Here is an 18,401-nt window from a genome sequence, read left to right as displayed (position 1 = left end):
CAGTAAACTCGGCGCTATGGAGATCGAGATCGGGCGCGCCAAGCGCGCCCGCCGCGCGTACGCCTTCGACGACATCGCCGTCGTGCCGAGTCGCCGTACGCGTGACCCCGAGGTCGTATCGGTGAAGTGGTCGATCGACGCGTACCAGTTCGCGACGCCGATCCTCGCGGCGCCGATGGACTCGGTGGTCTCGCCCGCGACAGCGATCACGTTGGGGCGCTTGGGGGCGCTGGGTGTGCTCGACCTCGAGGGGCTGTGGACCCGCTACGAGGACCCGGAGCCGCTGCTCGCCGAGATCCGGGGACTCCCTGCCGAGGCGGCGACGGCACGGATGCAGGAGATCTATTCCGCGCCGATCCGCCCCGAGCTCGTCACCGCGCGTCTGGCCGAGATCCGCGCCGCGGGCGTCACCGTTGCCGGTGCGCTCTCGCCCCAGCGCACGGCCGAGCTCTACCAGACGGTCGTCGACGCGGGAGTGGACGTCTTCGTCATCCGAGGGACGACGGTCTCGGCCGAGCACGTCTCGCGCGACACCGAGCCGTTGAACCTCAAGAAGTTCATCTACGAGCTCGACGTTCCGGTCATCGTCGGCGGCGCGTCGACCTACACCGCTGCCCTGCACCTCATGCGGACCGGGGCCGCCGGCGTGCTCGTCGGCTTCGGCGGAGGTGCCGCCTCCACCACCCGCACCACGCTCGGCATCCAGGCCCCGATGGCCACCGCCGTCGCCGACGTCGCCGGCGCCCGCCGCGACTACCTCGACGAGTCGGGCGGACGCTACGTGCACGTGATCGCCGACGGCGGCCTCGGCACCTCCGGCGACATCGTGAAGGCCGTCGCGGTCGGCGCCGATGCGGTCATGCTCGGCTCGGCGCTCGCACGCGCGACCGACGCGCCCGGAGGCGGCTGGCACTGGGGTGCGGAGGCGCACCACCCGCAGCTGCCCCGGGGCCGACGGGTGCAGGTGGGCACCGTCGGTACGCTCGAGCAGGTGCTCTACGGCCCCGCGACCGGAGCCGACGGCACCGCCAACCTGATCGGCGCGCTCCGCCGATCGATGGCGACCACCGGCTACTCCGATCTCAAGGAGTTCCAGCGCGTCGAGGTCGTCGTCGCGCCGTACCAGCCCAGCTGACGTTCACCGAGCGAGGGAACCCCGGACCGTCGAGGTCGCCTCGATCCGCGGGCTCCCTGGACGGGTCGGGGTTCCCTCGGCCGGAGGGAGTCCCGCGCACCTAAGCTGGAAGTCCCGAGTGGGAGCGCCGCACGGCGCGGAGGGAGCACGCATGGTCGAGGTCCGCAGGGTCAAACTGCCCGGAGTGGGCGTTCTGCACACGTTCCTCACGGCCGACGGAGGCAAGGTCGGCGTCATCGCCCACCGCTCCGGTCACAGCGACCTCATCACCTTCGCCGAGGGCGACCAGGACGGCGCGAAGGTCTCGCTCCGCCTGAGCGACGACGAGGCGCACACGCTCGCCGAGCTGCTCGGCGGCACGCAGATCACCGAGTCGCTGACCGCGCTCGACCAGATCCCCGGCCTCTCGATCGACTGGTTCACGGTCGACTACGACGACCACATCGCCGGGCAGCAGCTCGGCAAGCCGGCCGATCGCGGGATTGTCGGCCTGACCGTGGTCGCGGTCGTGCGCGGCGACGCGGCGAACCCTGCTCCCGCCCCCGACTTCCGCGTGTTCCCGGGCGACACCCTCGTGGTCGCGGGCAGCCCCGAGAAGGTCGCCAAGGCCTTCTCCTACTTCCGCAGCGGCCCCTCCGCCAAGACGGTCGACGCCCCACCCGGAGCCTGAGGGATGCACCACGGCGAAGACCTCATCGTCCTCGGGATCCTGTTCGTCGTCGCCTACGTCCTCGGCCGGCTGGGGAGGACGATCGGGCTCCCGGCCATCCCTATCTACATGGTCGTCGGACTCCTGGCGAGCCCGAACTTCCCGCTGTTCCCCCTCGACTTCGACGCGAGCTACATCGAGCTGACCGCCGTCTTCGGGCTGATCCTGCTCCTGTTCAACCTCGGTCTTGAGTTCGATCAGGACGAGTTCTTCGGGAACGCCGGGCGCCTGATCCTCTCCGGCGGCTCGTACATCGCCGTGAACATGGCGGTCGGGCTCGGCTTCGGCTTCCTTCTCGGCTGGGGGAGCCGCGAGGCGCTCATCATCGCGGGCATCACCGCCACGAGTTCGAGTGCGATCGTCACGAAGCTGCTGATCGAGCTCAAGCGCCTCGCCAATCCCGAGACGCCGATGATCCTGGGCGTGACGGTGGTCGAGGACATCTTCATCGCGGTGTACCTGGCGATCGTCTCGGTCGTGCTCTCGGGTGAGACCGAGCCGTGGCCGGTCGTGCTCAAGCTGCTGATCGCCTTCGCGTTCCTCGTGGTGATGTTCGCTGTCGCGCGCTGGGGCGGCCGGGTCGTCTCGCAGCTGTTCCGCACGCGCGACGACGAGCTGTTCACGATCCTGTTCTTCGGTCTCGCGATCCTCTTCGGCGGCATCGGCGAGATCCTGGGAGTGACGGACGCGATCGGCGCCTTCCTCATCGGCCTGGTCATCGGAGCGACGCGGTTCCGCTCCCGGGTCGAGCACATCGCCATCCCCCTGCGTGACGTGTTCGGCGCGTTCTTCTTCGTGAACTTCGGGCTCGGGCTCGACCCGGGCGCCTTTCCGAGCGTCGTCGTCCCGGTGCTGATCGCCTCCGCGATGACCATCGTGCTCAACCTCGGCGCCGGCCAGTTCGTCGCCTGGCTGAACAGGCTCGGGCCGCGCGCGGGTCTGAATGCGGCGTTCATCCTGCACAACCGCGGCGAGTTCGCCCTCATCCTGGCCACACTGTCGCTCTCGGCGGGCCTCGACGAGCGGATCCAGCCGTTCGCCGGCCTCTACGTGCTGATCATGGCGATCGTCGGCCCGATCCTCGCCTCCCGCTCCGAGAGCATCGGAGCGTTCCTCTCGCGCCGCCGGCACCGCTCGCCCGCCACCGTGCGCTCGGCGATGGACGACGAGGACTTCGCGCTGGTCGAGGCCGCGATGGCCGCTCCGGCGGACGACGGTCTGGAGCAGACCACGCCGCCCCGGCGCGCCGTGGAGCGCGACGAGCTCGACGACGACGTCCCGGACCCGGTGCGGCAGACCCTGATCGACCAGGCGATGCAGCAGTCGGACGGGGCCGACGACGGCCGCCCGCGGCGACCGCGCGAGCCGGACTACTGATCCCACGGAGCTCCCACGCGCACGGGTTAGGCTTCCTCCCGCCCGCTGGACACGGCGCGGGGCGACGGCGGACGAGGGACGAATGACGCAGAGCACGGTGTGGCAGGTGGCCCGGCGCCCGCGCTGGATCGGTGCACTACTGCTCGCGCTCGTGATCGCCGGCCTCTTCGCCGCCCTCGGCCAATGGCAGATCGGCCGGGCGGTCGACGCCGCTGCGCCCGACTCCGGAGTCTCGGAGACGACGCTGCCCCTCGAGGACGTCGCCAGCCCCTCCCGCTCGATCACGGCGACGGCCGACGGCCAGCGCGTCGAAGGACGCTCGGTCCTCGTCCCCGGCGGCGCCGAGATCCTCGGTGGACGCCTGAACGGGGAGCAGCCCGGCTGGTGGGTCATCGCGCGCACACGGACCGACGCGGCCGATCTCGTCCTCGCCTACGGATGGACCGCGGACCGGGCCGCCGCGCAGTCCGTCGCCGACCGGCTGAACGGCGGCGCCGAGCAGGCCCCGGAGTCGTTCACCGGCCGCTTCGTGGCGAACGAAGCCGCGGAGGCGCCCGCCGAAGGGCTGGACCCGATGACCCTCACGGCGCTCTCGATACCGGCTCTGATCAACCGCTGGCCCGATCCGCCGGCCGACGTCTACCAGGCTACGTCGTCGTCGACGATCCGGTCGGCGGCCTGGAGGCCATCGACTCCCCGGCGCGGGTGAGCGATGTCTCGCTCAACTGGCTGAACGTGTTCTATGCGATCGAGTGGGTCGTGTTCGCGGGCTTCGCGCTCTACCTGTGGTTCCGGCTGGTCCGCGACGCGTGGGAGCGCGAGGCCGAGGAGGCCCTCGACGCCGAGGAACGTGCCCTGACCGACCGGGCCGAGGCTGCGTCGTCCGCACCGTAAACTGGTCGTCATGCCCCTCGAGCCCAAGCCCGCGCAGTTCCCTGCGATCCGGAGCGCGCTCCGCTTCTACCGGGCGACCTCGATCATCACCGGCGTGATGCTGCTCCTGCTCTGCGCCGAGATGCTGCTGAAGTACGTGTTCCACCTCGAGCTGTTCGCCTTCGGGCAGCAGGGCGTGCTGCACTTCGCGCCGATGTACGAGGTGCCCGGGGGCGAGTACAGGTCCAGCGGCACCGGAGCGAACGTCTCCACCGGCATCCTGATCGCTCACGGCTGGTTCTACGTGGTCTACCTCTTCGCCGACTTCCGCCTCTGGAGCCTGATGCGCTGGCCGTTCGCGCGGTTCGTGCTCATCGCGCTGGGCGGAGTGGTGCCGACGCTCTCCTTCTTCGTCGAGACCCGCATCGCCCGCGAGGTCGAGCAGTACCTTGAGCGCCGGACCGCCGGCTCCGGCCCGAAGACCCCGACCGACTCCGTGGAGGCCCCCCATTAGCGACCCGTCCACCGCTCCCCAGCCCCAACTGGCCGCGCAGCCCGTCCTCGTCGTCGACTTCGGCGCCCAGTACGCGCAGCTGATCGCGCGTCGGGTCCGCGAGGCGAACGTCTACTCCGAGATCGTGCCCTCGAACGCGACCGCCGCTGAGATCGCCGCGAAATCGCCCGTCGGCATCATCCTCTCCGGAGGCCCCTCCAGCGTCTACGAGGAGGGCGCTCCGCAGCTCGACCCGGCCATCTTCGACCTCGGGGTCCCCGTCCTGGGCATCTGCTACGGCTTCCAGGTCATGGCCAAGACCCTCGGCGGCGAGGTCGCCAACACCGGCCTGCGCGAGTACGGGGCGACCGACGCGGCGCTCTCGACCGACGGCGGTGTGCTCCTCGGCGAGCAGCCCGCCGACCAGACGGTGTGGATGAGCCACGGCGACTCCGTCGCGAAGGCCCCCGAGGGCTTCGAGGTCCTCGCCTCCACGAGCTCGACGCCGGTGGCCGCCTTCGGCAACGACGAGCGGCGTCTCTACGGGGTGCAGTGGCACCCCGAGGTCAAGCACTCCGCGCACGGCCAGGCCGTCATCGAGAACTTCCTCCACCGCGCTGCCGGTATCCCGGCCGACTGGAACTCGTCGAACGTCATCGAGGATCAGGTCGCCGTCATCCGCGAACAGGTGGGAGCGGGCCGGGTCATCTGCGGCCTGTCCGGAGGCGTTGACTCCGCCGTCGCCGCCGCGATCGTGCACCGCGCGATCGGCGACCAGCTGACCTGCGTGTTCGTGGACCACGGCCTCCTCCGCAAGGACGAGCGCCGCCAGGTCGAGGAGGACTACGTCGCCGCGACCGGCATCCGCCTCGTCACGGTCGACGCCCGCGAGCAGTTCCTCGATGCTCTCGCCGGAGTCGGCGACCCCGAGCAGAAGCGGAAGATCATCGGCCGCGAGTTCATCCGCACCTTCGAGGCCGCCGCCGAGGCGCTGGTGCTCGAGGCGAAGGGCGAGGGCGAGTCGATCGACTTCCTGGTCCAGGGCACGCTCTACCCCGACGTGGTCGAGTCCGGCGGCGGCACCGGCACCGCCAACATCAAGTCCCACCACAACGTCGGCGGCCTCCCGGAGGACCTGCAGTTCGCCCTCGTCGAGCCGCTGCGAACGCTGTTCAAGGACGAGGTCCGCGCGATCGGCCGCGAGCTCGGTCTCCCCGAGGCCATCGTCGGCCGCCAGCCGTTCCCCGGTCCGGGCCTGGGGATCCGCATCGTCGGCGAGGTCACCCAGGAGCGGCTCGACCTGCTCCAGGACGCCGATGCGATCGTCCGCGCGGAACTCACCGCCGCAGGCCTCGACGGCGAGATCTGGCAGTGCCCCGTCGTGCTCCTCGCCGACGTGCGCTCCGTCGGCGTCCAGGGCGACGGCCGCACCTACGGCCACCCGATCGTGCTGCGACCCGTCTCCTCCGAGGATGCGATGACCGCCGACTGGACCCGCCTTCCCTACGACCTGCTCGCCCGCATCTCGAACCGCATCACCAACGAGGTGAGCGGAGTGAACCGCGTGGTGCTCGACGTCACGTCCAAGCCCCCCGGCACCATCGAGTGGGAGTAGCAGCGGCGACGCCGCTCAGACGAACGGGCCTCCTCGGGGGCCCGTTCGTCGGTGAAGCAGGGTGCCGGTGCGGTCGGGGGGGATCGCAGTCGAGGGGCGGGTTCTGCCGCACGTCCTCGGAGGAGCCGGATCCCCTGCTGACCTCACCTGATGCTCCTGCGGACCACACGGGGCCGGCGGAGGGGCCGAGAGGCGGCGGGTCAGACGGCGGTGTCGAGGACTCCGATGAAACGGGTGCCGATGCCGTCGTACTCGTCGCGGCGGTGCCCCTCGGGATGAGGCGGCCAGGCGTCGGGGGAGTGGTCCTCGCAGACGAGGAACGTGAACTCGGGCCACCACTTCTTGGGGCGCGCGGCCTCGGAGCGGCCGCAGACCGTGCAGCCCAGCGTCACCCAGACCGGGCGCTTCCCCGTGCGGTTCGCGCGCGACTGCAGGAGCCACGGCGGCGGGTCCTGCTCGAGGGCTGCGAGCTCCTCCTCGGAGAGACGGGTGGGGATGCCGTGCCGCGTCGCCATCTCGAGAGGGATGTCGAGGCGCTGAGCGGCCTCGCGACGCGTGATCATCCGGCCACCCTAGCCCAGCGCCGCGCGTGAGATCGGAGCCCGAGGCCGCAGTGAGGCGCGCGAGAGCAGCCACTCCAGTGGCCCCTGCCCGACCAGCTGTCGCCACGCCAGCGCGACGACGACGGAGCCGAGCGCGAACACCCCCAGCAGGGTCCAGCTGCGCCAGGCCTCGAAGTCGAACGGCTCGTACGGCACGAGGTAGACGGCCAGTGCGACGAGCTGCAGGCAGTAGATCGTGAGGGGCATGGCGCCGACGGCGGCGAGCGGAGCCGTCACGGTGCGCAGCAGCGGCAGGCGCTCGGCGAGCGCGGTCAGCGAGCCGAGCACGACCGCTGCGACACCGCCCGCGCCGAGCAGCTCGGCGGTCGTGCTCGCATGCGCCTCGACCGTTTCGGGACCTCCGAGCAGCAGACCCCCGCCGTAGCCGACTGCGGCGGCCACGGCTCCGCCGACCACCACCCAGCGCTGGGTGGTCGCCGACCGCAGGTCGCAGCGCGCGATCAGGATGCCGAGCGTCACGTAGGCGAGCCACGACGGCACGGGGTAGTACTGAGTCAGCCAGGTGAGCGGTTGAGCGGCGAGCAGCGCCTCCCCGGGCGTCAGCGTCGACAGCCAGGAGTCTCCGGCCGTCGCGATCTCGTCGACGACGATCGGGCCCGCGATCGCGACGAGCACGACCAGGGCGGCGAGCACGGCGCGCGGCAGGAACAGCAGAAGCGCCGCCACCGCGAACATCAGCCCGTAGTGCGGCAGGATCACCGCGATCGGCGTGCCGAGCAGCGTCAGCGCGACGCCTATCGCGAGGAGGTAGAGCCCCCGGAGGAGGATCGACGCCGTGTCGCGCCACGGTCGGGTCGAGCGGCCGGCGCCGCCCGTGATCAGCCCGATCGACACTCCGGCGAGCACCGCGAAGAGCACCGAGCTGCGACCGTTCCAGACCATCTCGCGCTCCACCGGCGCGAGGTGGGCGGCGAACATCCCCAGCACCGCGATCCCGCGGGCGACGTCGAGGCCGACGATGCGGGAGTCGCGGACGATGGCCATCGCTCCATCGTGCCAGCCCCGACGCGAGCAGGCCAGCAACGACGACGGGCGCCCGACCCTGAGGTCGAGCGCCCGTCGTCGTTCACGGTGCGGCTACTCGCGGAAGATCGCGACGAGGCGCAGGAGCTCGAGGTACATCCACACGACGGTGACCAGGACGCCGTAGGCGCCGGTCCAGCCGTAGATGCGCGGGGCGCGGTTGCGGACGCCCTGCTGGATGAACTCGAAGTCCATCACGAGCGAGTAGGTGGCGAGAGCGATGGCGATGAGGCCGATCACGATGCCGAGGAAGCCGGTCCGCAGACCGAAGCCTCCGCCGACGCCGAACAGGCCCAGGCCCAGGTTCACGAGCGAGAAGACCGCGTAGCTGATCATGCCGATGAAGAAGATCTTGTTCAGCTTCGGCGAGGTGCGGATCTTGCCGTTCATGAACAGCGCCAGGGTGACGCCGATCACGATGACCGTCGCCAGGAGGGCCTGGACGACCGCTCCGGCGTAGGCGCTCTCGAAGAAGCGCGAGATCGCGCCGACTCCGATGCCCTGTGTCGCGGCGTAGCCGAGGATCAGGGCGGGCGACGGGATCTTCTTGAAGGCGTTGACGATGCCCAGCACCAGTGCGACGAGGACGGCCGGCAGCATGAGCTGCGGCACGAACCAGCCCACGGCCGCACCCGCGAGGAGCACGACGAAGGCGAGGGCCGTCTTCGCGAGAGTGTCCTCGACGGTCATCCGATCGGTCTCGACCGAGCTGGCGGCCGGACGGTTGTACATCTGGTCGAGCGTGTCGGGTGAGACGTCCGGGAGATCCTGCACGCGGCCGGCGTAGCCGCGGTTGCTGAACTCCGGGCGCCGAACGCCGGATTGTTGCTAGCCATGGTTCCTCTTCTCTCAGGTGCGCTGGTCTCCGAGGGAACTCGCGGATCTGAGTCGCTGTGGGCGGGGGATGCGCCGCGGAAGCCCGAGGGTACCGCGACGATGGACACCACCTTATCTGAGAGCGCCTCTCAGAGTCTGGCTGTTCTCTTCGAGCGGACCTCGACTCGGCCGCGAGTCCGGGCCGCCCGTAGGATCGCGGCATGGTTGCGCGCCCCTCTCCGCTCGTCTTCGCCCACCGCGGAGCGAGCGGGTACCGCCCCGAGCACACGCGCTCCGCCTACGAGCTCGCGATCGCCCTGGGCGCCGACGCGGTCGAGCCCGACCTCGTCGCGACCCGAGACGGCGTCCTGGTGCTGCGGCACGAGAACGAGATCTCGGGGACCACCGACGTGGAGCGCCGCCCGGAGTTCGCCCAGCGGCGCACGACGAAGCGGATCGACGGCCGGGAGATCACCGGCTGGTTCACCGAGGACTTCACCTGGGACGAGCTCTCCGTCCTGCGCGCCCGTGAGCGCCTCCCGGCGGTGCGCACCTCCAGCGCCACCTTCGACGGCCAGTTCCCGCTGTTGCGGTTCAGCGAGCTGCTGGCGCTGCTCGACCGGGCGGCGGAGGACGCCCCGGAGGCGCCTCCCGGGCTCGTCGCCGAGATCAAGCACGCGACGTACTTCGCGGCGATCGGGCTCCCGCTCGACGTCCTGCTGCGCCACGAGCTGTCCGCCGCCGGCTGGGGCCCGCGCGACCCGCGCCTCACGATCGAGAGCTTCGAGAAGACGGTCCTCGAGCGGCTGGCAGTGAGGGGAGTCGGGGCGCGGCGGGTCTTCCTCCTCGAGTCGCGGGGAGCGCCGCCGGATCTGGTCGCGGCGCACGGCGAGTACGCGACTCCGTTCACGGCGTTCGCCACCGCTTCCGGTCTGCGCAACCTCGCGGGCGCGGTCGACGGGATCAGCGTCGACCGGAGCATGCTCCTCTCCCACGACACGGGCGATCGCGCCGCAGGGGTGAGCCCGCTGGTCGCCGACGCGCACGCCGTCGGCCTCGAGGTCTACTGCTGGACGCTCCGCGCCGAGAACCGCTTCCTCGGGAAGGCCCACCGCCGCGGGAAGGATCCGGCGGCGTACGGCGCCTGGCAGGACGAGTTCGCGGCGATCCTGGGCACCGGAGTCGACGGCGTGTTCGCCGATCAGCCGGATCTCGCCCTCGAGGCGCGGGCCGTGGCGGAGGGTCGGTCGGGCGGCTGAGCCGCGCGGGCGCACGTCCGGCGGCCGCCCGGCGCGTGGACAGGCGGTCCGAAGGCTCCGCTGGCATCATCGGGACTCCACACCGCTGTGTCCCCGCACGGCCGCGTCAGCCCCGCACGGCGTCGTCCGCCCACCGCCACCCGAGAGGAGGTCGACCCGTGACCACTCGCGTCCGCATCACCCGCCGCTGGATCACCGCCGCGGTCCTCGCCGTCCTCGGGCTGGGCGCCGTCTACGGACTCGCCGTCCTCACGCCGCAGGGTCAAGGTGTCGAGAACTCCGGGCTGCGCGGCGCCGATCTGATCTTCGGCCGTGCGACCGGCGTCGCTGCCGGTGCGCTCGCCGACGTCACTCCGACCTCGATGATCGTCGGGGCGCTGCTGGTCGCGGCGATCGCGCTGATCCGGAGGCGCCCGGCGCTCGCCGTCGCCTCCGTCGCCTCGATCGTCGCCACGGCCGCCGTCACCCAGTTCCTCAAGAACGTGGTCCTCGACCGGCCCGCCCTCATCGACGCCGATTCGCAGTACATCGGCGGCAGCTTCCCGAGCGGGCACACGGCAGCGGCCGTCTCGGTGGTCTTCGCCCTGGCCATCGTGGTCCCCGGTCGTGCCCGCACGGTGGTGCTCGCGCTCGGCGGCGCGATCGTGGTGCTCGTCGGCAACCTGACGATGGCCGCCTCGTGGCACCGCGTGAGCGATGTTCTCGGTGCGGATCTCGTTGCGCTGGCGTCCGCCTCCCTCGCCTGCGCCTGGTTGACGACGCGGGCCCAGGTGGGACGTGCGCCGCGGACTGCGTCGCGGCGCAGCGTCCGCCGGTTCCTGCTCTGGTGCTCGCTGCTCGTCGTGGCGCTGCTGGCCGCACTGGCGGTGCAGGGCATCCAGTACTACCCGGACGACACCAAGGACCTCATCGCCTTCGTGCTGCTGCAGTTGCTCGCGGTGTCGACCTCGACCCTCTCCGTCCTGGGTTTCTCGCTCGCCTGGCGCGGGCTCGACGTGGGAGGGGCGCTGACGGCGTCGACCCCGCTCCAGCGCGCAGCCTGAGCCCGGCGCCCGGTGTCGGAGGTGCGATCTACACTCGGAGGGACATGAGCTTCCTCTTCGATCCGAGCGACTCCCGCGCCACCCCGGTCATCGTCGGTCCCCCCGGCGCCTCCGCCGACGACCTCCGCACCGACCCGGCGCACGAGCAGCTCGTCGCAGGTCTCAACCCGCAGCAGCGCGAGGCGGTCGAGTACCGCGGAGACGCGCTGCTCATCGTGGCCGGCGCCGGCTCGGGCAAGACGAGCGTGCTCACGCGGCGCATCGCGAGCCTCCTGGACAACCGCGAGGCCTGGCCGAGCCAGATCCTGGCGATCACCTTCACCAACAAGGCGGCGGCCGAGATGCGCGAGCGCGTCGAGAAGCTGGTCGGGCAGAACGCCGAGGGGATGTGGATCTCGACCTTCCACTCCGCCTGCGTGCGGATCCTGCGCCGCGAGGCCGAGAACTTCGGGATGACCGGCTCGTTCACCATCTACGACTCGGGCGATCAGCGTGCGCTGCTCAAGCGGATCGTGAAGGAGCTCGAGGCCGACTCGCTCGGCATCACCGTCGCGAGCGCCTCCGCGAAGATCTCGAAGCTCAAGAACGAGCTCGCCGACGCCGACTCCTATGCCCGGACGGCCAACCTGAGCGATCCGAACGAGGAGATGTTCCTCCAGGTGTTCCGCGCGTACTCACGAGCGCTCGAGCGGGCGAACGCGTTCGATTTCGACGATCTGATCGCGCAGACCGTCTACCTCTTTCGGGCCTTCCCGCATGTCGCGGCGAAGTACCAGCGGCGGTTCCGGCACGTGCTCGTCGACGAGTACCAGGACACGAACCATGCCCAGTACTCCCTGATCCACGAGCTGACGCGGCCGGTGCCGCGGGCGACGATCGAGGCGGCGCAGTTCGACCGGCCCTACCGTGGTCCCGTCACCGCCGACGGCTCGATCCCGGGCGCGTCCCTCACGGTCGTCGGCGACTCCGACCAGTCGATCTACGCGTTCCGCGGCGCCGACATCCGCAACATCGTCGAGTTCGAGCGCGACTTCCCCGGCTGCAGGGTGATCCTGCTCGAACAGAACTACCGTTCCACGCAGAACATCCTCTCGGCGGCGAACGCCGTCATCTCGAACAATTTCGACCGGCGCGCGAAGAACCTGTGGTCGTCCAGCGGAGCCGGCGAGAAGATCGTCGGCTACACGGGCTACTCGGGGCACGACGAGGCGCAGTTCGTGGTGGACGAGATCGCGCGGCTGCACGCCGCCGGGACGGGCTACGACCAGATCGCGGTCTTCTACCGCACCAATGCGCAGACCCGTGCGCTCGAAGAGATCTTCATCCGCTCCGCGGTGCCCTACCGGATCCTCGGCGGTACCAAGTTCTACGAGCGCGCCGAGATCAAGGATGCGCTGGCCTATCTGATCACGGTCGCGAACCCGGCCGACGTGCTCGCGCTGCGCCGCATCATGAACACGCCCAAGCGCGGGATCGGCCCCGCAACGGAGGCGCAGCTGCAGTCGTTCGCCGACACCAACGCCGTGACGCTGCGCGAGGCGATGCGCAACGCGGGCTCGCTGGGGATGGGGCCGAAGGTGACCCGGGCGATCGTCGACCTCGCGACCCTCCTCGACGAGTGCGCGCTGATGCTCGACCCGGCCCGCGAGGGAGGTGAGGCGAAGGTGCACGAGGTGTTGACGGCGCTGCTCACGCGCAGCGGTTACCTCGACATGCTCCGCGCCAGCCGAGACCCGCAGGACGAGGCGCGCGCCGAGAACGTGGACGAGCTCATCGCCGTGACCAAGGAGTTCACGCGGAACAACCCGGACGGCGGACTCGTCGACTTCCTCACCGAGGTCTCGCTCGTCGCCGCCGCCGACGACCTCGAGGACGACTCCGGCACCGTCTCGCTGATGACACTGCACACGGCCAAGGGCCTCGAGTACGACGCCGTGTTCCTCACCGGGATCGAGGAGGACCTCCTCCCGCACCGCATCTCGGCGAACGAGCCCGGCGGGCCGTCGGAGGAGCGGCGGCTGTTCTATGTGGGCATCACCCGCGCCCGCAAGCGCCTCTACCTCTCGCTCGCGATGACCCGGGCGCAGTACGGCGAGACCTCGGTCGCGATGCCCAGCCGGTTCCTCCAGGAGATACCCGCCGAGCTGATCGAGTGGCGTCAGTCGCCGGGCGCAGCGACGTCGCGGGGCGGCACCCAGCCGCGTGCGCTCAACGCACAGCGCCCCGGGTTCGGGCGCTCGCGCTCGAACGCCGAGTTCCGGGAGGCGCTCGCCGCCGCTCCCAGGGCCACGGGCGAGTTCCCCAACCGGATCACCGGGATGGTCCGCGACAACGGCGACCTCGAGCTGATCGCGGGCGACCGCATCCGGCACACCGACTTCGGCGAGGGCCGCGTGAACGCGGTGACCGGCGAGGGCAGCAAGCGGGTCGCGCACGTGCTCTTCGAGCAGGTCGGCGCCAAGAAGCTGCTGATCAAGGTCGCGCCGATCGAGAAGCTGTAGTGGCGGGCGGTCCGGCGGCGGCGCGGCTCGCGACGGAGGCGTTCTCGCCGGCGGTCCTTGCGATCGTCGTCCCGGTCGTGGTCGGCGCGCGCGTGGCCGACCCGCCGCTGCTCGGGATGGCGTGGGGCGCTCTCGCCGCCTTCTTCGTGGGCGTGCTGCCCTACCTGGTCATCCGCGTGCTGATGCGCAAGGGGCGGATCCACGGCGACCATCACGTTCCCGATCGGCGGGAGCGCGCGCTGCCGATCGGTCTCGCCCTCGTCTCGATAGCCATCGGCCTCGTGCTCCTCGTGGTGCTCGGGCTCCGGCCGCCGTCAGTATCTTCGGTGTGGTGACCGTCGCCGTGGTCGCGATGGTCGGAGTCGTGAACCTCGTCTGGAAGCTCTCCGGCCACGCCGCGGTCGTGGCGACCTGCGCGGTCGCGGTGCTGATCGCCTACGGCCCGGTCTCGCTCCTGCTCACCGTTCCGATCGTGCTGGCGACCCTGTGGTCGCGGGTGCGCCTCGGCGCGCACACGCCCGCCCAGGTGATCGCGGGTGGAGCGGTCGGCGCCGCCCTCGCCTCCGCGGTGTGGGCGCTGCTCTCCTGAGCCGCCCGTCGTGCGACGCCGGTGCTGGACGCCCCGGTGTCGTCGCGGACGCCCCCGCGGGAGGGATCAGCCGGCGTAGCGGGCGACGAGCTCGCGCTTGAGGACCTTGCCGCTCGGGCCCAGGGGGAACGCCTCGACGAACTCGATGCGGCGCGGGAACTTGAACGCGGCGAGGCGCTCGTTCGCGTAGACGATCAGCTCCTCGACGGTCGCGGTCGAGGAGGGGGCGAGGATCACCGCGGCCACCACCTCCTGCCCGTGGCGCTCGTCGGGCACGCCAAAGACGGCGGCGTTCTGCACGGCGGGATGCCCGACCAGCACTTCCTCGACCTCGCGGGGATAGACGTTGTAGCCGTTGCGGATGATCATGTCCTTCGTGCGGTCGAGGATGCGGACGTAGTCCTCCTCGTCCTTCGTGCCGAGATCGCCGGTGCGGAACCAGCCGTCGATCACCGCCTCCGCCGTCGCCGCCGGGTTGCCGAAGTACCCCTTCATCAGGTTGTGGCCGCGCACGACGATCTCGCCGAGCTCGCCTCGGGGGAGCAGCTCGACGCGGTCACTGACCTCCGGCCGGGCCACCTCGACCTCGACCCCCCAGATCGGCGTGCCGACCGTGCCCGCGCGAGGAGGGATCCCGACGTGGTTGAACGTCGCGACCGGCGAGGTCTCGGTGAGGCCGTATCCCTCATAGATCTCGACGCCGAACATCTCGCGGAACCGCTCGATGACGGCGACAGGCAGGGCCGCGCCTCCGGAGACGGCGTAGCGCAGCGGCGGGCGGTCGTCGCGTCGGGTCGCCGCCTCGAGGAGGGCGACGTACATCGTGGGCACGCCCTCGAACACCGTGCAGCCGTGCGCGATCATCGCCTCGAGGGCCGCGTCGCCGTCGAACCGGGGGACGAGCACCACCGTCGCAGCAGTCCGGAACGCCGTGTTCATCGCGCAGACCTGCCCGAAGGTGTGGAACAGCGGCAGCGCCCCGAGGAGCACATCGCCCCGGTGCAGGTCGAAGGTGTTCATCAGCAGCACGTCCGACTGCGACACGATGGCGAAGTGTGTCCCCTCCGCCCCCTTGGGCCGGCCTGTCGTGCCGCTGGTGTACAGGATGGTCGCCGTGTCCGAGGGGGCGCGCGGGACGTAGCCGTCGATCGGAGCCGCGGCGGCGGCGAGGTCCTCGAGCCGGGGGAGCGTCGACTCCGCACCGTCCGGCACCATCACGCTGAGGACGGGGACACCGGCGAGGGCCGCGCCCGCCGCCCCCTCGGCGAGCAGTGGTGCGGCGCAGATCAACGCCGACGCCCCGGAGTCGCGCAGCACGTACGCGATCTCGTCGTGCTTGAGCAGGGCGTGCACGGGGACGACGACGGCGCCGAGCGCGAGGACCGCGAAGTAGCCGCGGGGGAAGTCGGGGACATTGGGCACGAGCAGGGCGATACGGTCACCCGGCCCCACGCCCTGGGCGCGCAAGGCGCCCGCGTAGGCGCGGGTCTGGCTCCAGAGGGTTGCGTAGTCGATGGCCTGCTGACCGACCCGGAGGGCGATCGTGGTCGGTGTCCGGCGCGCGCCTCCGCGAGGATCGCCGCCACCGAGAGCGAGCCGGGCCCGCCCACGCTCGGAGCGGCGGCGAGCGGGGCGGCGGTGGCCTCGGTGGGACGGGGTTCGGTGATGCTCATCGGGGCTCCAGTCGTCGGTGACCGCCGCGGCGGATGCCGGGTGCTCCACGGTAGATCCGCCCAGGGTCCTCGTCGAGCGATCCCGCCGGATGATCAGCGCGGCACGGGGTGCGCCCGCGCGCTCGTCCCTCTACAGTCGGTGCATCGGCCGGCGGCAGCAGCTCGTCGGCAGCGTTCGGTGGCACGAGCCGTTCTCCCGCACAGCGTGGGGCGGGGTGAGGAGGAGGCGCGGATGAGCGGCGAGGCGACCCTCTCCACCGATGCTGTGGTGACGGCTCCGTTCGCCCTCGCGGTCATCGCCGAGGCGACCGGCTCGCGGGTCGTCGGTGCGCGGACCGCGCACGCACACGTTCCGCTCTACAGCGGTCCGACGAGCGCGCGAGTTGAGATCGCGGGCTTCGGCGACAGCGTTCCCGTGACTGTCGATGTGCGCGACGAGCGTGGAGTGGACGAGGCCCGTGCAGCCGCGCAGGCGCTCGGCCTCGAACTCGCGGCCTATGCGGGCTGGACCGTCACGCCGGCCTTCTGAACGTCCCTGCGCACTCGGGCCAGGTAGTAGCGGCTCGGCGCCGTGCGCACCCCGGCCGGCAACAGGCGGTAGACCGCGAAGGTGCGCGCGAGCGCCCGGTCGAACCGCGCCTCCTGCCGTGCATCCCAGCGGAACCCGAACGGCGCGCGCAGCTCGGCGGGGAGCAGGCCGGCGGTCACCAGGCGGAGGTAGGGGCCGAACGGGCGCAGGTACCAGGCCGAGATGCTCGCGCCGAGGAGGTCGCGGGCGACCCGGCGCGCGGCCGGGGTGACCTCGAGGCGGCCCAACTGCTCCTCCCAGTAGGTGTCGAACGCGGCGCGGGAATCGGGCCAGAGCTCCTCGGGCATCTGCAGCGCTGCGCCGATCACGGCGGAGCGGCGCACGATCTCGTCCGCCTCCTCGTCGCCCAGCACGCCGAACACGCCCTCGTAGAGCTGCAGCATCGACTGCGCGAGCGTCGCGGCGACCCAGCGCTGCAGCTCCGGGTCGAAGGCGGTGTAGCCGGGGCCGCGGACCGGCGCGTGGGCACGGTTGACGCGACGGCGGACGGCGCGCACGCCGTCGGGCGTGCCGTAGTTCAGAACGTAGAGGTACGAGAGGGTGCCGTGCAGCCGGGCGACTGCTCGGTGCACGAAGTCGGAGTGGTCGGCCACGCCCTGGCCGACCGCGGGATGCGCGATCTGGAGCAGGATCGCGCGGGCTCCGGCGACCAGGAACACGCCCTCGCGGAAGACATCGGGCCGGGGCGCCGTGGAGCGGGAGCGGGAGCCAGGGGCATGCCGTCCACGCTACGCGGCGGCGCTCGGCGCGGGCGTGGAACGGCGCACGGGAAGCGCGGTGCGGGTCCGGAGTAGACTCGGCGCGGCCCAGGGGCAGTGCCGAGACTCCGGCGTCGTCCGGGCCACCTCGACCTCGGAACGCAAGCGCGCTCGGCGCGGAATGGGAATGCAGCGTGGATCTCTTCGAATACCAGGCCCGTGATCTGTTCGAGAAGTACGGCGTCCCCGTGCTCCCGGGCATCGTCGCCGATACGCCCGAGGAGGTGCGCGCCGCCGCTGAGAAGCTGGGCGGCGTCACCGTGGTCAAGGCGCAGGTGAAGATCGGCGGCCGCGGCAAGGCCGGCGGCGTCAAGGTCGCGAAGTCCCCGGAGGACGCGTTCGCCGCGGCACAGTCGATCCTCGGCCTCGACATCAAGGGCCACGTCGTGAAGCGCGTGATGGTCGCCGGCGGTGCGCGCATCGACCGCGAGTTCTACTTCTCGGTGCTGCTCGACCGGGCCAACCGCTCCTACCTCTCGCTCACCTCCTACGAGGGCGGCATGGAGATCGAGCAGCTCGCCGTCGAGCGCCCCGACGCCCTCGCGCGCGTCGAGGTGGTCCCCGGCCAGGGCATCGGCCTGGCCAAGGCCGAGGAGATCGCCCGCGCGGCGAAGTTCCCGGAGGAGCTGATCGCCAAGGTCGCCCCGGTCCTGGTGAAGCTGTACGACGTCTACACCGGCGAGGACGCCACGCTCGTCGAGGTGAACCCGCTCGTCCTGACCGAGGAGGGCGACATCGTCGCGCTCGACGGCAAGGTCTCGCTCGACGAGAACGCCGGTTTCCGCCACGCCGAGCACGCCGCGCTCGAGGACAAGGACGCCGCCGACCCGCTCGAGGCGAAGGCCAAGGCGAGCGACCTCAACTACGTCAAGCTCGACGGCGAGGTCGGCATCATCGGCAACGGAGCCGGCCTGGTCATGTCGACCCTCGACGTCGTCGCCTACGCCGGAGAGAAGCACAGCGGCGTGAAGCCGGCGAACTTCCTCGACATCGGCGGCGGGGCCTCCGCCCAGGTGATGGCGAACGGCCTCGACGTGATCCTCGGCGACGAGCAGGTCAAGAGCGTCTTCGTCAACGTCTTCGGCGGCATCACCGCGTGCGACGCGGTCGCCAACGGCATCCTCCAGGCGCTCGAGATCCTCGGAGACACGGCCACCAAGCCGCTCGTCGTCCGCCTCGACGGCAACAAGGTGGAGGAGGGCCGCGCGATCCTCCAGGCCGCCGCCAACCCGCTCATCACGCTCGCCGCGACCATGGACGAGGGCGCCGACAAGGCCGCCGAACTCGCCGCCGCGTAACGGACCCGACGACTCAAGGAATCAGAG

Annotated in this window: 19 protein-coding genes; 14 read left to right on the top strand and 5 right to left on the bottom strand. The window is 71.2% G+C overall.

Translation table 11 applies throughout. The annotated features are described in order from the left end of the window. Positions 1–16 precede the first annotated feature (16 nt). The 7 genes from ACH61_RS03575 (at position 17) to guaA (ending at position 6,202) form a co-directional block, all read left to right on the top strand. On the top strand, positions 17–1,135 hold the full coding sequence (locus ACH61_RS03575) for a GuaB3 family IMP dehydrogenase-related protein (protein ID WP_068208684.1): 1,119 nt from the start codon (positions 17–19) through the stop codon (positions 1,133–1,135). 151 nt (positions 1,136–1,286) lie between these two features. After that, positions 1,287–1,805 carry a cation:proton antiporter regulatory subunit gene (locus ACH61_RS03570; protein ID WP_068208693.1) on the top strand — a complete coding sequence of 173 codons (519 nt, stop codon included), beginning with the start codon at positions 1,287–1,289 and terminating at the stop codon, positions 1,803–1,805. Between the two features lie 3 nt (positions 1,806–1,808). Next, positions 1,809–3,221, top strand: a complete 1,413-nt coding sequence (locus ACH61_RS03565; RefSeq protein WP_068208679.1) for a cation:proton antiporter — start codon at positions 1,809–1,811, stop codon at positions 3,219–3,221. 82 nt (positions 3,222–3,303) lie between these two features. After that, positions 3,304–3,930 carry an SURF1 family cytochrome oxidase biogenesis protein gene (locus ACH61_RS03560; protein ID WP_082844983.1) on the top strand — a complete coding sequence of 209 codons (627 nt, stop codon included), beginning with the start codon at positions 3,304–3,306 and terminating at the stop codon, positions 3,928–3,930. After that, on the top strand, positions 3,927–4,115 hold the full coding sequence (locus tag ACH61_RS16065; protein WP_082844982.1) for a hypothetical protein: 189 nt from the start codon (positions 3,927–3,929) through the stop codon (positions 4,113–4,115). The genes ACH61_RS03560 and ACH61_RS16065 overlap by 4 nt, the downstream gene beginning before the upstream one ends. Positions 4,116–4,125: 10 nt before the next feature. After that, positions 4,126–4,608 carry a DUF3817 domain-containing protein gene (locus ACH61_RS03555; protein WP_068208676.1) on the top strand — a complete coding sequence of 161 codons (483 nt, stop codon included), beginning with the start codon at positions 4,126–4,128 and terminating at the stop codon, positions 4,606–4,608. Positions 4,609–4,636: 28 nt separating this feature from the next. Beyond that, entirely contained in the window at positions 4,637–6,202 is a 1,566-nt protein-coding gene (gene guaA, locus ACH61_RS03550) for a glutamine-hydrolyzing GMP synthase (RefSeq protein ID WP_132504967.1), read from the top strand. Between the two features lie 200 nt (positions 6,203–6,402). On the opposite strand, the gene ACH61_RS03545 is transcribed toward guaA, so the two are convergent. The 3 genes from ACH61_RS03545 to ACH61_RS03535 all read right to left on the bottom strand — a co-directional run bounded on the left by ACH61_RS03545 (position 6,403) and on the right by ACH61_RS03535 (position 8,622). Then, positions 6,403–6,765 (bottom strand): hypothetical protein, encoded by a 363-nt coding sequence (locus ACH61_RS03545; RefSeq protein WP_068208673.1) that lies wholly within the window; start codon positions 6,763–6,765, stop codon positions 6,403–6,405. Positions 6,766–6,774: 9 nt separating this feature from the next. Continuing rightward, positions 6,775–7,809: a DUF418 domain-containing protein gene (locus ACH61_RS03540; protein ID WP_068208671.1), complete on the bottom strand. Its 1,035-nt coding sequence runs from the start codon at positions 7,807–7,809 to the stop codon at positions 6,775–6,777. Positions 7,810–7,902: 93 nt separating this feature from the next. Further along, positions 7,903–8,622 carry a Bax inhibitor-1/YccA family protein gene (locus ACH61_RS03535; protein WP_236713523.1) on the bottom strand — a complete coding sequence of 240 codons (720 nt, stop codon included), beginning with the start codon at positions 8,620–8,622 and terminating at the stop codon, positions 7,903–7,905. A gap of 263 nt (positions 8,623–8,885) precedes the next feature. Between ACH61_RS03535 and ACH61_RS03530 the strand changes: the two genes are divergently transcribed. The 5 genes from ACH61_RS03530 (at position 8,886) to ACH61_RS16055 (ending at position 14,056) form a co-directional block, all read left to right on the top strand. Next, a complete protein-coding gene (locus ACH61_RS03530) occupies positions 8,886–9,923 on the top strand; it encodes a glycerophosphodiester phosphodiesterase family protein (protein WP_068208668.1) in 1,038 nt (345 codons plus the stop codon). Between the two features lie 158 nt (positions 9,924–10,081). Continuing rightward, the gene (locus ACH61_RS03525) at positions 10,082–10,966 is read left to right on the top strand and encodes a phosphatase PAP2 family protein (protein ID WP_082844981.1); all 885 of its coding nucleotides are present in this window, start codon (positions 10,082–10,084) and stop codon (positions 10,964–10,966) included. 44 nt (positions 10,967–11,010) lie between these two features. Next, positions 11,011–13,467, top strand: coding sequence for an ATP-dependent helicase (locus tag ACH61_RS03520; RefSeq protein ID WP_068208665.1), 2,457 nt, complete (start codon positions 11,011–11,013; stop codon positions 13,465–13,467). Further along, entirely contained in the window at positions 13,467–13,802 is a 336-nt protein-coding gene (locus tag ACH61_RS16060) for a hypothetical protein (protein WP_082844980.1), read from the top strand. The genes ACH61_RS03520 and ACH61_RS16060 overlap by 1 nt, the downstream gene beginning before the upstream one ends. Beyond that, complete coding sequence (locus tag ACH61_RS16055) at positions 13,799–14,056, top strand: phosphatase PAP2 family protein (RefSeq protein ID WP_153038789.1); 258 nt, start codon at positions 13,799–13,801, stop codon at positions 14,054–14,056. Before ACH61_RS16060 ends, ACH61_RS16055 begins: the two co-directional genes overlap by 4 nt. Before the next feature lie 66 nt (positions 14,057–14,122). On the opposite strand, the gene ACH61_RS03510 is transcribed toward ACH61_RS16055, so the two are convergent. Then, a complete protein-coding gene (locus ACH61_RS03510) occupies positions 14,123–15,778 on the bottom strand; it encodes a long-chain-fatty-acid--CoA ligase (RefSeq protein WP_330220119.1) in 1,656 nt (551 codons plus the stop codon). Between the two features lie 183 nt (positions 15,779–15,961). Here ACH61_RS03510 and ACH61_RS03505 point away from each other — a divergent pair, with 183 nt between their 5' ends. Next, positions 15,962–16,258 (top strand): Rossmann-fold NAD(P)-binding domain-containing protein, encoded by a 297-nt coding sequence (locus ACH61_RS03505; RefSeq protein WP_068208663.1) that lies wholly within the window; start codon positions 15,962–15,964, stop codon positions 16,256–16,258. On the opposite strand, the gene ACH61_RS03500 is transcribed toward ACH61_RS03505, so the two are convergent. Then, positions 16,225–16,977, bottom strand: a complete 753-nt coding sequence (locus ACH61_RS03500) for an oxygenase MpaB family protein (protein WP_068208661.1) — start codon at positions 16,975–16,977, stop codon at positions 16,225–16,227. The genes ACH61_RS03505 and ACH61_RS03500 overlap by 34 nt on opposite strands. Positions 16,978–17,210: 233 nt before the next feature. Between ACH61_RS03500 and sucC the strand changes: the two genes are divergently transcribed. Continuing rightward, positions 17,211–18,374, top strand: a complete 1,164-nt coding sequence (sucC, locus tag ACH61_RS03495; RefSeq protein ID WP_068208659.1) for an ADP-forming succinate--CoA ligase subunit beta — start codon at positions 17,211–17,213, stop codon at positions 18,372–18,374. Positions 18,375–18,401: the final 27 nt, after the last annotated feature.

Source organism: Rathayibacter tanaceti, assembly GCF_001634385.1.
In the GTDB taxonomy this organism is placed as follows: Bacteria; Actinomycetota; Actinomycetes; order Actinomycetales; family Microbacteriaceae; genus Rathayibacter; species Rathayibacter tanaceti.
The sequence above is the reverse complement of the archived record's forward strand: the minus strand, read 5'-3'. Positions and strand labels throughout refer to the sequence as shown.

Excerpts from the sequence above, each read along its gene's own strand:
- ACH61_RS03575 (WP_068208684.1), top strand. The coding sequence starts at position 17 with ATGGAGATCGAGATCGGGCGCGCCAAGCGCGCCCGCCGCGCGTACGCC.
- ACH61_RS03570 (WP_068208693.1), top strand. The coding sequence starts at position 1,287 with ATGGTCGAGGTCCGCAGGGTCAAACTGCCCGGAGTGGGCGTTCTGCAC.
- ACH61_RS03565 (WP_068208679.1), top strand. The coding sequence starts at position 1,809 with ATGCACCACGGCGAAGACCTCATCGTCCTCGGGATCCTGTTCGTCGTC.
- ACH61_RS03560 (WP_082844983.1), top strand. The coding sequence starts at position 3,304 with ATGACGCAGAGCACGGTGTGGCAGGTGGCCCGGCGCCCGCGCTGGATC.
- ACH61_RS03555 (WP_068208676.1), top strand. The coding sequence starts at position 4,126 with ATGCCCCTCGAGCCCAAGCCCGCGCAGTTCCCTGCGATCCGGAGCGCG.
- ACH61_RS03545 (WP_068208673.1), bottom strand. The coding sequence starts at position 6,765 with ATGATCACGCGTCGCGAGGCCGCTCAGCGCCTCGACATCCCTCTCGAG.
- ACH61_RS03540 (WP_068208671.1), bottom strand. The coding sequence starts at position 7,809 with ATGGCCATCGTCCGCGACTCCCGCATCGTCGGCCTCGACGTCGCCCGC.
- ACH61_RS03530 (WP_068208668.1), top strand. The coding sequence starts at position 8,886 with ATGGTTGCGCGCCCCTCTCCGCTCGTCTTCGCCCACCGCGGAGCGAGC.
- ACH61_RS03520 (WP_068208665.1), top strand. The coding sequence starts at position 11,011 with ATGAGCTTCCTCTTCGATCCGAGCGACTCCCGCGCCACCCCGGTCATC.
- ACH61_RS03505 (WP_068208663.1), top strand. The coding sequence starts at position 15,962 with ATGAGCGGCGAGGCGACCCTCTCCACCGATGCTGTGGTGACGGCTCCG.